The 12,725-nt window shown below is 73.2% G+C and carries 14 protein-coding genes; 6 read left to right on the top strand and 8 right to left on the bottom strand.

Features of this window, described 5'->3' with window-relative positions:
- Window positions 1-215 precede the first annotated feature (215 nt).
- Window positions 216-701 (top strand): carboxymuconolactone decarboxylase family protein, encoded by a 486-nt coding sequence (locus D7I43_RS24065; RefSeq protein WP_120330823.1) that lies wholly within the window; start codon window positions 216-218, stop codon window positions 699-701.
- Between the two features lie 252 nt (window positions 702-953).
- Here the strand turns inward: D7I43_RS24065 and D7I43_RS24060 are convergent, their stop codons facing one another.
- Window positions 954-2,195: an RNA polymerase sigma factor gene (locus D7I43_RS24060; RefSeq protein WP_120330822.1), complete on the bottom strand. Its 1,242-nt coding sequence runs from the start codon at window positions 2,193-2,195 to the stop codon at window positions 954-956.
- A gap of 40 nt (window positions 2,196-2,235) precedes the next feature.
- The gene (locus D7I43_RS24055) at window positions 2,236-3,057 is read right to left on the bottom strand and encodes a class I SAM-dependent methyltransferase (RefSeq protein ID WP_120330821.1); all 822 of its coding nucleotides are present in this window, start codon (window positions 3,055-3,057) and stop codon (window positions 2,236-2,238) included.
- A 73-nt stretch (window positions 3,058-3,130) separates the two neighbouring features.
- Here D7I43_RS24055 and D7I43_RS24050 point away from each other — a divergent pair, with 73 nt between their 5' ends.
- The gene (locus D7I43_RS24050; protein WP_120330820.1) at window positions 3,131-3,733 is read left to right on the top strand and encodes a TetR family transcriptional regulator; all 603 of its coding nucleotides are present in this window, start codon (window positions 3,131-3,133) and stop codon (window positions 3,731-3,733) included.
- A gap of 138 nt (window positions 3,734-3,871) precedes the next feature.
- Here the strand turns inward: D7I43_RS24050 and D7I43_RS24045 are convergent, their stop codons facing one another.
- The 5 genes from D7I43_RS24045 to D7I43_RS24025 form a co-directional block, all read right to left on the bottom strand.
- The gene (locus D7I43_RS24045; protein ID WP_120330819.1) at window positions 3,872-4,231 is read right to left on the bottom strand and encodes a YciI family protein; all 360 of its coding nucleotides are present in this window, start codon (window positions 4,229-4,231) and stop codon (window positions 3,872-3,874) included.
- Between the two features lie 160 nt (window positions 4,232-4,391).
- On the bottom strand, window positions 4,392-5,453 hold the full coding sequence (bioB, locus tag D7I43_RS24040) for a biotin synthase BioB (RefSeq protein ID WP_120330818.1): 1,062 nt from the start codon (window positions 5,451-5,453) through the stop codon (window positions 4,392-4,394).
- Window positions 5,454-5,652: 199 nt separating this feature from the next.
- Window positions 5,653-7,245 (bottom strand): beta-N-acetylhexosaminidase, encoded by a 1,593-nt coding sequence (locus D7I43_RS24035; protein WP_120330817.1) that lies wholly within the window; start codon window positions 7,243-7,245, stop codon window positions 5,653-5,655.
- A gap of 39 nt (window positions 7,246-7,284) precedes the next feature.
- The gene (locus D7I43_RS24030) at window positions 7,285-7,914 is read right to left on the bottom strand and encodes a GNAT family N-acetyltransferase (protein ID WP_120330816.1); all 630 of its coding nucleotides are present in this window, start codon (window positions 7,912-7,914) and stop codon (window positions 7,285-7,287) included.
- Window positions 7,915-7,942: 28 nt separating this feature from the next.
- Window positions 7,943-8,674, bottom strand: coding sequence for a class I SAM-dependent methyltransferase (locus D7I43_RS24025; RefSeq protein ID WP_120330815.1), 732 nt, complete (start codon window positions 8,672-8,674; stop codon window positions 7,943-7,945).
- Between the two features lie 162 nt (window positions 8,675-8,836).
- Between D7I43_RS24025 and D7I43_RS24020 the strand changes: the two genes are divergently transcribed.
- Together D7I43_RS24020 and D7I43_RS34155 are read left to right on the top strand one after the other, a co-directional pair.
- On the top strand, window positions 8,837-10,285 hold the full coding sequence (locus D7I43_RS24020; RefSeq protein ID WP_240033117.1) for an OFA family MFS transporter: 1,449 nt from the start codon (window positions 8,837-8,839) through the stop codon (window positions 10,283-10,285).
- Window positions 10,282-10,410, top strand: coding sequence for an MFS transporter small subunit (locus D7I43_RS34155; RefSeq protein ID WP_275670853.1), 129 nt, complete (start codon window positions 10,282-10,284; stop codon window positions 10,408-10,410). Before D7I43_RS24020 ends, D7I43_RS34155 begins: the two co-directional genes overlap by 4 nt.
- Before the next feature lie 40 nt (window positions 10,411-10,450).
- On the opposite strand, the gene D7I43_RS24015 is transcribed toward D7I43_RS34155, so the two are convergent.
- On the bottom strand, window positions 10,451-11,179 hold the full coding sequence (locus D7I43_RS24015) for an SDR family NAD(P)-dependent oxidoreductase (RefSeq protein ID WP_120330814.1): 729 nt from the start codon (window positions 11,177-11,179) through the stop codon (window positions 10,451-10,453).
- A 193-nt stretch (window positions 11,180-11,372) separates the two neighbouring features.
- On the opposite strand from D7I43_RS24015, the gene D7I43_RS24010 reads away from it, so the two are divergent.
- A complete protein-coding gene (locus D7I43_RS24010; RefSeq protein WP_275670852.1) occupies window positions 11,373-11,828 on the top strand; it encodes a peroxiredoxin in 456 nt (151 codons plus the stop codon).
- A 72-nt stretch (window positions 11,829-11,900) separates the two neighbouring features.
- Window positions 11,901-12,596, top strand: a complete 696-nt coding sequence (locus tag D7I43_RS24005) for a hypothetical protein (protein WP_120330813.1) — start codon at window positions 11,901-11,903, stop codon at window positions 12,594-12,596.
- Window positions 12,597-12,725: the final 129 nt, after the last annotated feature.

The following is a 12,725-nucleotide window of genomic DNA, read 5'->3' as shown; positions in this document are numbered from 1 at the left end:
AGTGCAGGTCGTCGTCAAACCCACCTGCCTGGCAGCTCGGCTACGTACGGTAGCTCCACCGGGGTCTTGAGCCACCGCAGGTCAGAGCAGCTTGGGTGGGTCAGGATCAGGGAGAAGGGACACGTGGCGCGGGTCACCTCCGCGGGCTGTCACACGGACCGGACCGCCGGCATCCCATGGTCGTCCAGTGCAACACCACGAGTGAGGACAGAGCCATGGACGTCCGGTTCGACATGTTCCACAACGAGATCGGCGCGAAGTTCGCCAAGCGGTTCGCCAACAGCGGCCTGGTGATCCACCAGTCGTCGCTGCCCAGGTCCACGCAGGAGCTGGTGTCCCTGCGGGCCAGCCAGATCAACGGCTGCGGCTGGTGCATCGACATGCACACCAAGGAGGCCGCGGCCGCCGGTGAGAGCGCCGTCCGCCTCAACCTGGTCGCCGCCTGGCGGGAGTCCACCGTGTTCACCGAGGCCGAGCGGGCCGCGCTCGCGCTCGCCGAGGAGGGCACCCGGCTCGCCGACGCCCACGAGGGCGTGTCCGACGAGACGTGGGCCCAGGTGCGCAAGCACTACGACGACGACCAGGTCGCCGCGCTGGTGTGCCTGGTCGCGCTCATCAACGCGGCGAACCGGCTCGCCGTGATCGTGCACCAGCGCGGGGGCTCGTACGAGCCGGGCATGTTCGCCGCCGCGGTGGGCTGAGTCGCCGAGTCGCGGCTGTCACGCCCGGGTGGTCGTGAGCGGCCGGTGGTTCCGGCCCGGGCTGACCGGTCCGGGCCGGAACCGGGTCTCCGGCAGGGCCGCGACCGGTGGCCCGCACCGGCCGCTCTCCCCCGGCCCGAACACCTGTTCGGCGGCAGACCATGCCGCAGTCGCACACGCAGCGCAACGTTGCCGACTCGCAGGGCGAGGTGAGCGCGGCGACGTATGTCGGTGACGGACCGCTGCGGCCGGTCAGGCGCAGGCGGCGGCGCGGTCGAGCAGCAGTGCGCGTTCGCGTTCGTTGCGGGTCATCGTCGCGGCGCGTTCGAACTCGGCCTTCGCCTCCGCCGTCCGGCCCAGCTTCGCCAGCAGGTCGCCGCGTACGGTCGGCAGCAGGTGGTAGGCGGCGAGCGTCGGCTCGTCGCGCAGCGGTTCCAGCACGGCGAGGCCGGCCTGCGGTCCCTCCCCCATCGCGACGGCCACGGCGCGGTTGAGTTCCACGACCGGTGATGGCGCCACCTGGGCGAGCTGGGCGTACAGGTCGGCCATGCGCGCCCAGTCGGTGTCCTCGGCGGTGCGGGCGCGGGCGTGGACGGCGGCGATGGCGGCCTGGAGGGTGTACGGGCCGCCGCCGAGCGCCTCGGCCCGCTCCAGGGCGGCGAGTCCCCGCCGGATGAGCAGGCGGTCCCAGCGGCGGCGGTCCTGTTCGAGGAGGGTGACGGGTTCGCCGGAGGGGCCGGTGCGGGCGGCGGTGCGGGAGGCCTGGATCTCCAGCAGGGCGACGAGGCCGTGCACCTCCGCCTCGTCGGGCATGAGGCCGGCGAGGACGCGGCCTAGGCGCATGGCCTCCTCGCAGAGGGCGGGGCGCATCCAGTCGTCGCCGGCGGTGGCGGAGTATCCCTCGTTGAAGATGAGGTAGATGACCTCCAGGACGGAGGTGAGTCGGGCGGCGCGGTCGGCGCCGGTGGGCAGCTCGAACGGTACGTGGGCGTCGGCGAGGGTCTTCTTGGCGCGGCTGATCCGCTGTCCGACGGTCGGTGAGGGGACGAGGAAGGCCCGGGCGATCTCGTCGGTGGTGAGGCCGCCGAGCAGCCGCAGTGTGAGGGCCACGCGTGCCTCGGGTGAGAGCACGGGGTGGCAGGCGGTGAAGATGAGTCGCAGCAGGTCGTCGTCGATGGGGTCGTCGGTGATGGCGTCGAGGTCGGTGGGTTCGGTCGCGTCGGGGGTGACGAGGTCGGGCAGGCTGCGTTCGAAGCGTTCGCGGCGGCGGATCTGGTCGATGGCGCGGCGTTTGGCGGTGGTGGTGAGCCAGGCGCCGGGGTTTCGGGGTACGCCGTCGGAGGGCCATTGTTCGAGGGCGGCGACGAGGGCGTCCTGTGCCAGTTCCTCGGCCAGGCCGACGTCGCCGACGAGTCGGGCGGCGGCGGCGATGACGCGGGGGGCCTCGATGCGCCAGACGGCCTCGATCGTCTGGTGCGTCTCCGTGGTCGTCACCGGGTCACGATAGCTCCGGGTGGTGACGTGGCGGCCGGGCTCAGGAGGCGCTGCGGCGTACGGCGGTCGTGGCGAGGGTGGTGTAGTGCATCGTGAAGCGTCCGCCCAGGGAGTCGATGGCGTCGCCGACGGCGTCCAGCACGTCGGTGAGCTGTTCGGGGCGGAGGTGGGTGAGGCCGCCGGTGGTGGGGAGCAGGTCGAGCCACTGGTCGCGGGTGTAGGGCTGTTCCCAGTCGAATCGCCACTGTTCGGGGTCGGTGAACTGTCCGGTCTGCCGGATCGTGTCGGCGAACTTCGTGTACGCCGCCTGGTAGAGGTCGAGGGGGCGGCGGGCCGGTTGGTGGTGGAGCGGGGAGTCGGGTGCGGCGCGCCGGAAGGCGGCGGCGAACGGTTCGGCGACCTCGGGCGGTGGCTCGTACACGTGGCCGAAGATCGCGAGTCGTCCCCCTGGGCGCAGCACGTGTGCCGCTGTCTCCGCGCCGGCGGCCGGGTCCACCCAGTGCCAGGACTGGGCGGCGATGACGGTGTCGAACGTGCGGCCGGCGGGCTGCCAGGCTTCGAAGGTCGTGACCTCGACCGGGAGGCCGCGGGCTCGTGCGAAGTCGGCCATCCGGGCGTCGGGTTCGATGCCGAGGACGGTGCAGCCGGCCGCCTGGAACTGGCGGGCGGCGATGCCAGTGCCGCAGCCGACGTCGAGCACGTGGGGGCCGGGGCTCCCGTCGACGATGCGGGTGACCAGGGCGTCGGGGTAGGCGGGCCGGGCCCGGTCGTATCGGTGGGGGTCCACGCCGAACGACTCGGCCATCCGGCGGGCCTGGTGCGGTTGCGGCGTGGGTGGTTGGTCACGCGGTAGAGTGGGCATGTGCCCACTCTAGTGGGCGCGTGCCCACTCAACAAGGGCCGCCGGGTGGGTCGATATGCGAGAGGATCTGTGAGTGCCGACTGGGGTGCACCTTCGCGACGCGCGGCAGCAGCTGTTCGACGCCGCCGAGCGCGTCCTTCTGCGGGACGGGCCGAACGGGTTGACCAGCCGGGCCGTCACCGACGAGGCGGGCTGCGCCAAGGGCGTCCTGCACCGGCACTTCCCCGACTTCGACGCCTTCCTCACCGAACTCGTGCTCGACCGGGCGACGCAGTTGGAGGCGCAGGCGGGTGCGCTGCGCGAGTCCGCCGGCACCGGCACGGTGGTCGACAACCTCACCGCCGCGCTGACCGGCCTGTTCGGGCCGGTCCCGGTGGCGATCATCCCGCTCATCACGTTCCGGGACGAGCTGCGCGCGCGGCTGCGGCAGGCCACTCCGGGTGGCGGCATCGCGATCCTCGCCCAGGCGACGACCGCGATCTCCGCCTACCTGGCCGCCGAGCGTGAACTGGGCCGCATCGCGGCCGACGCCGACATCGACTCGCTCACCCTCTCCCTGGTCGGCGGCGGCCATCTCCTGTCCGTGGACCGTGAGCCCGGCCCGCCGACCACGGCGGCCGTCAGGAAGCTGGTGACGGCGGTCCTCGCCAACGCGGTGCGGCGACGACCGGCCTGAGCGCGATCTCGTGACCGGCGCCCGCGGCAGGGTCTCCCCTGCCCGCGCGCGGTGGTCGGCGCCTGCTCGTCCTGGCCGCCGCGAAGCGCCATCGGCGCACCACAGCAGCGGGCGGCGGCCAGGACGACGGCGCAGCCGCTAGGCGAAGTCCTCCATCTCCGCGACCCGGCGGACCTCGATCTCGACGTGGTCGAACAGCGCGCCGAAGCGGGTGGCCCATTCGACGGCCTCGGCCTGGTCGCGGACCTGGAGGATGGCGAACCCGGCGATGACCTCCTTGGCCTCGGCGAACGGGCCGTCGACGACGGTCGCCTTGCCGTCCCTGGAGGTGATCTTCGCGGCGCCCTCGGTGGTCGGGCGCAGGCCCTCGCCGTCGAGCAGGACGCCGGCCTTGTTCGCCTCCTCGAGGAAGGCGCCCATCCGGCCGATGAACTCGGGGGTCGGCGCCCAGGCGGCCGGGTCCTTGTCGTCCAGCTTGTGCATCAGCATGTAGCGCATGTCGGTGTCCCTCTGACGTGGTGGCCGACTCCGTGCCGGCCCTCATCAACGCGTCGAACGGTCGGCGCGGTTTTCGACACCGCGTTCCACGATTTTTTGGCGCGTGTCGGCCTGACGGTAGCGGGCGCGTCCGCCCTGGGGCGCGTGCCGCGCGGCGGGGTCAGGCGTTGGGGGCGATCGGGGTGCCCGCGCCGCGGCGGCGGAGCCGGACGAGGTCGCGGCGGTGCGCGGGCAGGGTGGGTTCGCCGGCGCCTTCGACGACGTAGCCGGCGTCGGCGATCATGTCCAGGTCGGCCCGGCCGGCCTGTCCCTCGCTGGTGAGGTAGTCGCCGAGGAACATCGAGTTGGCGATGTGCAGTGCCAGGGGTTGCAGCGACCGTAGGTGGATCTCCCGCCCGCCGGCGATCCGTACCTCCACGTCGGGGAAGACGAACCGCACCATGGCGAGGATGCGCAGGCACCGCTGCGGGGTGAGGTCCCACCTGCCGGCCAGCGGGGTGCCGTCGAACGGGATGAGGAAGTTGACCGGCACCGAGTCGGGGTCCAGGGCGCGCAGGGCGAAGGCCACGTCGACCAGCTCGTCGTCGGACTCCCCCATGCCGGCGATGAGGCCGGAGCAGGGTGAGAGGCCGGCGTTCCTCGCCTGGTCGACGGTCTGGACGCGGTCGGTGAAGCCGTGGGTGGTGCAGATGTCGCCGTAGCGGCTCTCGGCGGTGTTGAGGTTGTGGTTGTAGGCGTCGGCGCCGGCGGTGTGGAGGCGTTCGGCCTGGCCCTGACGCAGGAGGCCGAGACAGGCGCACACCTCGACGTCGGGGTGCTGGGCGCGGATGGCGCCGATGGTGTCGGCGACGCGGTCGATGTCGCGGTCGGTGGGGCCGCGCCCGCTGGCGACCAGGCAGACCCGCGTGGCTCCGGCGGCGATGCCGGCGGACGCGGCGTCGGCGGCCTGGTCGGGTTTGAGCCACGTGTACGACAGGACGCCGGTGTCGGCGCCGAGCCGCTGGGAGCAGTAGCCGCAGTCCTCGGGGCACCGCCCGCTCTTCAGGTTGACCAGGTAGTTGAGCTTCACCCGTCGTCCGAAGTGGCGGTGCCGTACGCGGGCCGCGGCGGCGACGACGTCGAGCAGGTCGTCGTCGCCGGTGGCGAGGATCGCGCGCGCTTGCGCGGGTGTCGCCGGTTCGGCGCGGAGTCCCTGGTCGACGAGGCTGTCGAGGAGTGCCATGAGGACGATGGTGGCCGGTGCGGATCAGGGAGACGAGGGGGTCGGCCGACGAAGAAGGTCGCGGGTTTTTTGGAGGGTTCCGACAAGTCTGCTTGTGAGTTCTCGTCATGTGCCCGTAGGCGAGCGGGTCGGGCGGCGCTCACGCGCCGCTGCGGCGGTGTCGGGGCCGGGCGGGCCCGGCCCCGACACGGTCAGCCGGTCACTGCCAGGGCACCTGGGGTGAGGCGTGGAAGTCGACGTCCTGCAGGCGCCAGCGGGGGGCCTGCGCGCCCAGGCGGGTGCGGAAGGACTCCCAGTCGTGGCTGGTGGCCGGGGACCAGCCGAGTTCGGCGATGGCGGGTAGGCGTGGGAAGGCCATGTACTCGATGTCGTCGAGGGTGCGCAGGGTCTCCGACCACAGGGGCGCCTCGACGCCGAGCACGGCGCTCTCCCCCACGCCGGTGACGCGTTGGGCGGGGTTCCAGTCGTAGGCGTCGCGGACCTCGATGTAGGCGGCCCAGGAGAGGCCGAGCCGGGTGGTGGGGTCGTACTTCATGTCGAGGTACGCCTTGTTGGCCGGCGACATGACGATCTTGTTGCCTCGGGCGGCGGCTTCGGCGACGTCGGCGTTGGTGGTGCCGGTGCCCCAGAACTGGGCGACGGCGTCGGTGGGCGGGTCCACCTTGGCGATCTCGTTCCAGCCGAACGGGCGTTTGCCGTACTTGGTGACCAGCGGCAGGACGCGGTGCATGAACGTGCGGTAGTCCTCGTCGGTGGTGGCGTGGGCCTCGTCGCCGCCGATGTGCAGGTAGGGGCCGGGGGTGATCTCGGCGACCTCGCGGATGACGTCCTCCACGAAGCGGTACGTGAGGTCGTCGTGGATGCACAGGGAGCTGTAGCCCACGGCGATGTCGGTGCGCGGTGGCGGGGCGACGCCGTCGCAGTTGAGTTCGGCGTACGTGGACTGGGCGGCGTTGGTGTGGCCGGGCATGTCGATCTCGGGGACGATCGTGATGTTGCGGGCGGCGGCGTAGCGGACGACGGCCGTGTAGTCGGCCTTGGTGAGGTATCCGGGGCCGACGCCGTCGACGCCGGTGCCGGGGCCGCCGCCGACGGTGGTCAGGCGCGGCCAGGAGTCGATCTGGATGCGCCATCCCTGGTCGTCGGTCAGGTGCAGGTGCAGGTAGTTGATCTTGTACTGGCTGAGCAGGTCGACGTAAGCGGTGATCTCGTCGACGGTGTGGAAGTGCCGGGCGAGGTCGAGCATGGCGCCGCGGTAGGCGAAGCGCGGGTAGTCGACGATGCGTCCGCCGGGGACGGTCCAGCGGGTGCGCTGCCGTTCGGACGCCTCGATCTGGGCGGGGAGCAGTTGGCGCAGCGTCTGGGTGCCGGCGAAGAGGCCGGCGGCCGTGTTGGCGCGGATGGTCACCCGGTGGCGGGTGACGTCGAGCTGGTAGCCCTCCTGGCCGATGCGGGGGTCGGCGCCGCCGAGGAGCAGGGCGATCTCGGGCAGGGGTGTGGCGCGGACGGGCAGCACGGGCAGCGGGTAGCCGGTGGCGGGGCGGAGGGTGTCGGCGAGCTGGCGGCCGACCCGCCAGGCGGTGGTGGAGCCGGGTGCGGTGCGGATGACGGTGAGGGGGCCCAGGGTGAAGGTGGCCCGGTCGTCGGGGTGGGTCTCGACGGGGGCGGGGATGACGTCGTCGAGGTGGCGGGCCGGTGCCGGGGCGGCGGTGGCGGGGGCTGCGGTGAGGGTGATCGGGAGGGCGAGGGCGGTGGTGGCGAGGAGTCGGGTGAGGATGTGGCGGCGACGCACGGATACCTCCAGGCGGTCGTCCTGATCGGTCGTTGTCGATCAGTTCCGCACGCTACCCGGCCCGCCACCGCACTGTAAACAGTCTTTATCGATGTGTGGGGTGTCGGTGGCGAGGCGGGCGTGCAGGTGCATGTCGTGCCAGCCGTCGGCGTGCCGGCCCTCGCCGCGTTTGGTGCCCTCGGCGGCGAAACCGGCCCGCCGCGCCACACGGCAGGAGGCGGTGTTGGCCGTGGAGTGGGCCAGTTCGATCCGGTGCAGGCCGAGGGTGGTGAAGCACCAGCCGGCGAGCGCGGTGAGGGCGCGGGGGGCGACGCCGCGGCCGCGGGCGGCCGGCAGGACCCAGTACGACACCTCGGCGAGGCCGTCGGCCAGGTGCAGGCGACGCAGGCTGATCTGGCCGAGCACCCCGGTGTCGTCGACGACGGCCCAGCCGGCGCCGCTCTCCTGCCGCCACCGGCGCGGCCAGTCGTCGATCCAGGCGCGGGCCTCGTCGTCGGTCATGGCGCGGCAGTGCCAGTGACGGATGGCGGCGTCGGCGTAGCCGGCGAGCACCGCCGGCCGGTCGTCGGGCCGCCAGGGCCGCAGGCGTACGCCGTCGGCGTCGAGGTCCGGTTGGCGCAGGCGGGCCATCGTGCCGGGCGCCACGGCGGGCGCGACGGTCAGCGGCATGAGGCGATTGTGGCAGCCGGGTGCGGGGTCACGGCCGGCGGGCCAGCACGAGGGTGGTGCGCAGCCGCAGGACGATGGCGCCGCCGAAGCTGTCGACGAGGGAGCCGACGGCGGCGAGGGCGCGGGTCTGTTCGTCGGGGGTGTGCTGGCGGAACGGGCCGAAGGTCCGCACGAGGTCGAGGTAGCGGCCGGTGGTCAGGGTGAGGTCCGCATCGACGGTCTCGGCGTGGACGTCGGTGAACAGGCCGCTGGCGGTGATGTCGAGGTGGAACCAGCCGGCGGGGCGGTCGGTGACGTCCGGGTCGATGGCGCGCAGGGCGGTGTGGATGGCGCGGGACTGGGCGGCGTCGGCGTAGCCGTAGGTGTGGGCGAACACCGCGAGGGTGCCGCCGGGGGTGAGCGCGTCGTGGGCGCGCCGGTTGCGGGTGGCGGGGTCGAGCCAGTGCCAGGCCAGGGCGGCGGCGATCAGGGGTACGCCGCCGGTGGGCGGCTCCCACTGCTCGAACGTCTCGGTGCGTACGGTCACCCGCGGCAGGTTGGCGGCGAGCCGGGCGACCATGCGGGGGTCCGGTTCCAGACAGGTGACCGGCGCGCCGAGGCGCAGCAGCACGCTCGTGCCCTTGCCGGTGCCGGCGCCGATCTCGACGACGTGCGCCGGGGTGGTGCCGTGGTAGTCGCGGATGGCCTCGGCGACGCCGGCGGGGTAGCCGGGGCGTACGTCGTCGTAGGTGTCGGCGACCTCACCGAAGACCAGGCTCACGCCGCCATCCTGGCACGGTGTGGACCGCCGGTCGACCGGCGCGCGGGTCGACCGTTCGGCTCACCGCAGCGACCGTCCGGCGATGATCGGGTTTCCGACGGACGGCCGGGAGGGGGAAGAAGGGTGGAGGCACCCGTCCCCCTTCCGAAAGGACGCACCGGCATGCTGTCCGCACTCGACCGTCGGCACACCGTCGCGCCGCCGGGGTACAGCCGGTGGCTGATCCCGCCGGCGGTGTTGGCGATCCACCTCTGCATCGGGCAGGTCTACGCGACCAGCGTCTACAAGAACTCCCTGATCGCCCACTTCGACACGAGCCAGACGGCGATCGGTGTCATCTTCAGCATCGCGATCGTGATGCTGGGTCTGTCGGCCGCCGTGGCGGGCACGTGGGTGGAGGCGAACGGGCCGCGGAAGGCCATGTTCGTGTCGGCGTGCTTCTGGGCGGCCGGGTTCCTGGTCGGAGCCGTGGGCATCGCCACCGGCCAGTTGTGGCTGCTGTACCTGGGGTACGGGCTGCTGGGCGGCATCGGCCTGGGGATCGGCTACATCTCCCCCGTCTCCACGCTCATCAAGTGGTTCCCGGACCGGCCGGGGCTGGCCACCGGGCTGGCGATCATGGGCTTCGGGGGCGGGGCGATGGTGGCCTCTCCCCTGTCGCGGCAGTTGCTGTCGCTGTACGACGCGGGGTACGACCCGGCGGACGCCGGCTCGACGGCGTCCGGCGCGGCGCTGGTGTGGTTGTTCGTGACGCTCGGCGTCGGCTACTTCCTCGTCATGATGTTCGGGGTGGTCAACGTGCGGGTGCCGGGGCCGGGGTGGCGGCCGGCCGGGTTCGACCCGGCGCGGGTGGCGGCGAAGCCGCTGGTCACCACGGCGAACGTGTCGGCGTCGAACGCGCTGCGGACCCGGTCGTTCTGGCTGCTGTGGGTGGTGCTGTTCTGCAACGTGACCGCCGGCATCGGGATCCTCGAACAGGCCAGCCCGATGATCCAGGACTTCTTCCGCGACGGCGGCGTGTCGTCGGTGTCGGTGGCGGCCGCGGGCGGGTTCGTGGGCCTGCTGTCGCTGTTCAACATGGCCGGCCGGTTCGCGTGGTCGTCCACGTCGGACGTGATCGGGCGTAAGCCGATCTACCTGGTGTACCTGGGCGTGGGCATGGTGCTGTACGCGCTGCTGGCGCTGGTCGGGCACGCGGCCACGGCGTTGTTCGTGCTGCTGGCGTGCGTGATCCTGTCGTTCTACGGTGGCGGGTTCGCGACCGTGCCGGCGTACCTGCGGGACCTGTTCGGCACGTACCAGGTGGGCGCGATCCACGGGCGGCTGCTGACGGCCTGGTCGGCGGCCGGTGTGGCCGGGCCGCTGATCGTCAACGGGTTCCTCGACGCGCAGGGCGAGCCGGGGACGCTGACGGCCGCGGCGTACCGGCCGGCGCTGTTCACGATGGTCGCCGTGCTGGCGGTGGGTTTCGTCGCCAACCTGCTGATCCGCCCGGTGCCGCAGCGCTACCACGAGCCGGCGCGGACCGTGGATCCGGACACGACGGATCTGGACGGGGCGGATCCGGGTGCGACGCGGACGGAAACGGTGGAGAGGAGCGGGACGCGATGAACGACGAGGTGCGACCGCGCGGGCAGCGGGCCCGCCTGTGGGTCTCGTGGCTGGTCGTGTCGGTGCTGCTGGGCTACGGGGTGGCGCAGACGGCGGTCACGGCGGCGAAGCTGTTCACCAGTTGACGCGCGCCGGCCGGCCCCGGCATTCCCCGGGCCGGGGCCGCTACAGGCCGCCGGCGACGCGCAGCACCGCTCCCGTGGTGTACGAGGCGTCGGGGCCGAGCAGCCAGGCAATGGCGCCCGCGACCTCGTCGGGCTCGCCCGCGCGGCCCAGCGGGATGCGGCCGGCGGCCGTGTCGGGGCGGTCGGGCCTGCCGGAGACGGCGTGGATGTCGGTGCGGATGATGCCCGGGGCGACCCCGTTGACGCGGATGCCGCGCGGCGCGAGCTCCTTCGACAGCCCGACGGTGAGGGTGTCGGTGGCGGCCTTCACGGCGGCGTAGTGGATGTACTCGCCGGGGCTGCCGAGCGTCGCGGCCGCCGAGGAGACGTTGACGATCGCCCCGCCGGCGTCCATGCGGCGGGCGGCCTGCTGCGCGCAGAGCACGTACCCGATGAGGTTGACGTCGACGACCCGGCGCAGGTCGGCGACGTCGAGGTCGACGAAGGGGCCGATGGGGCTGGTGACGCCGGCGTTGTTGACCAGGCCGGTGATCGGGCCGAGGTCGGCGGCGGCGTCGAACAGGGCGGCGACCTGGTCGGGGTCGGTGGTGTCGGCGGGCACGGCGACGCCGCGGCGGCCGGCGGCGCGGATGTCGGCGAGGACGGCGGCCGCGGCGTCGTGGTCGCGGCGGTAGGCGAAGGCGACGTCGTGGCCGGCCTGGGCGAGCCGGCGGGCGGTGGCGGCGCCGATGCCACGGCTGCCGCCCGTGATGACCGTAAGCGGGTTCAACGCACCTCTCCCCTGCCCTCGCTGCTGGCCGCGACGTTACCGCGACCGCCACGCCCGGTCAGGGAGGCGAAGATCACATGCCCCCGGGGCGGGCTGGGCGGGGCCGGACGGCGAAGGTGGCCGAGGAGGGGCGGGGCGGTGTGGGGCTGATCCTCTAGGCTCGCCGCGCGTCGATGTCGAGGGGTGAGGTGCGGTGCTGGGTGTCGGGGACGTGGTGGAGGACTTCGCGCTGCCGGACCAGACGGGCGCGGTGCGGCGGCTGTCGGAGTTCCTGGCGGCGGGGCCGGTCGTGCTGTTCTTCTACCCGGCCGCGATGACACGGGGCTGCACGGCGGAGAGCTGCCACTTCCGGGACCTGGCGGCGGAGTTCGCGGCCGTCGGGGCGCAGCGGGTGGGGATCAGCCGGGATCCGGTGGCGCGGCAGGCCGAGTTCGCCCGGCTGCACGGGTTCGACTATCCGCTGCTGTCGGACCCGGACGGTGCGGTGGCCGACCGGTTCGGGGTGCGGCGGCGACTGCCGTTGGGGCCGTTGAGCACCCGACGGGTGACGTTCGTGATCGGCACCGACGGGCGGGTGATCGAGGTGGTCCACAGTGAGGTCAGCATGACCGCGCACGCCGACCGCGCGTTGCGGGCGCTGGGTGGGTGATCCCGCCGTGGCGGTGTCGCAGCCGGCTGGTATCAAGGCAGGAATCAAACAGGTGTACGGAAGAGGTTGCTGATGGGTGCCGCTGGCCAGGGGCTGTCCGATGACGACGTCCACACGATCCGGGAGGCGTTGGCGGCGGGCCGCAAGCCGAAGGTCGTGTTCACCGCCGCGGCCGGGCAGATCGCCGGGCAGGTCGGTCAGGTGGTGGAGCTGACCGACCCGGCCGGTTCCGACGAGTTCGTGGTGGTGCGGTTCGGGCGCGACGAGCTGCCCTTCTCCCCCGCCGACGTGGCCATCGCCCCACGCGGCGCGGGACGCCGGGCGGCGGAGCCGCAGCCCGAGCCGCGACCGGAGCCCCCGGCCACGCCGGCGGAGCCGGAGTTCGTACTGGACCGGGTGCCGGCACCGCGCCCGGCGCCCCGGGAGGAGTCGAAGGTGGAGACGGAGGAGACGGCCAAGCCGGCACGCCGGGCGGCGAAGGCGACCAAGCCGAAGGGGCCGGCCGGCCTGACGGTCACGCTGGCGTACGCCGACGGCGAGTGGACGGTCGCCGCGCAGCAGGGCAGCAAGGCTCTCGCCAAGCCGTACGTGGTGAAGCCGGCGGAGGCGTTGAAGATGGTGGCGCTCGTGGACGTGCCCGGAGTGCACGAGGCGGTGGAGCAGATCCTCGCCGCCGAGCGGGCCGAGGCGGAGCGCCAGGCGGAGAAACTGCGCGCCGAGCTGGCCGAGATCGAGGCGCGGCTCGCGGAGCTGCGCGAGGCGAGCTGAGGACGCCGACACACGCGCCCGGGCAGGGAGGGGCGCGACGGGCGACGGTCGGGCCGCGCACCGGGAAGCGGGCGGCGCGACCGTAGCGCGGCACGGGCGGAGCGGCTCCCGGCCCGCGCCGCTCCGGGC

It is taken from the genome of Micromonospora globbae, from assembly GCF_003610785.1.
Taxonomy (GTDB): domain Bacteria; phylum Actinomycetota; class Actinomycetes; order Mycobacteriales; family Micromonosporaceae; genus Micromonospora; species Micromonospora globbae.
Note: the sequence above shows the minus strand (reverse complement) of the source record. Positions and strands in the feature narration are given on the sequence as shown.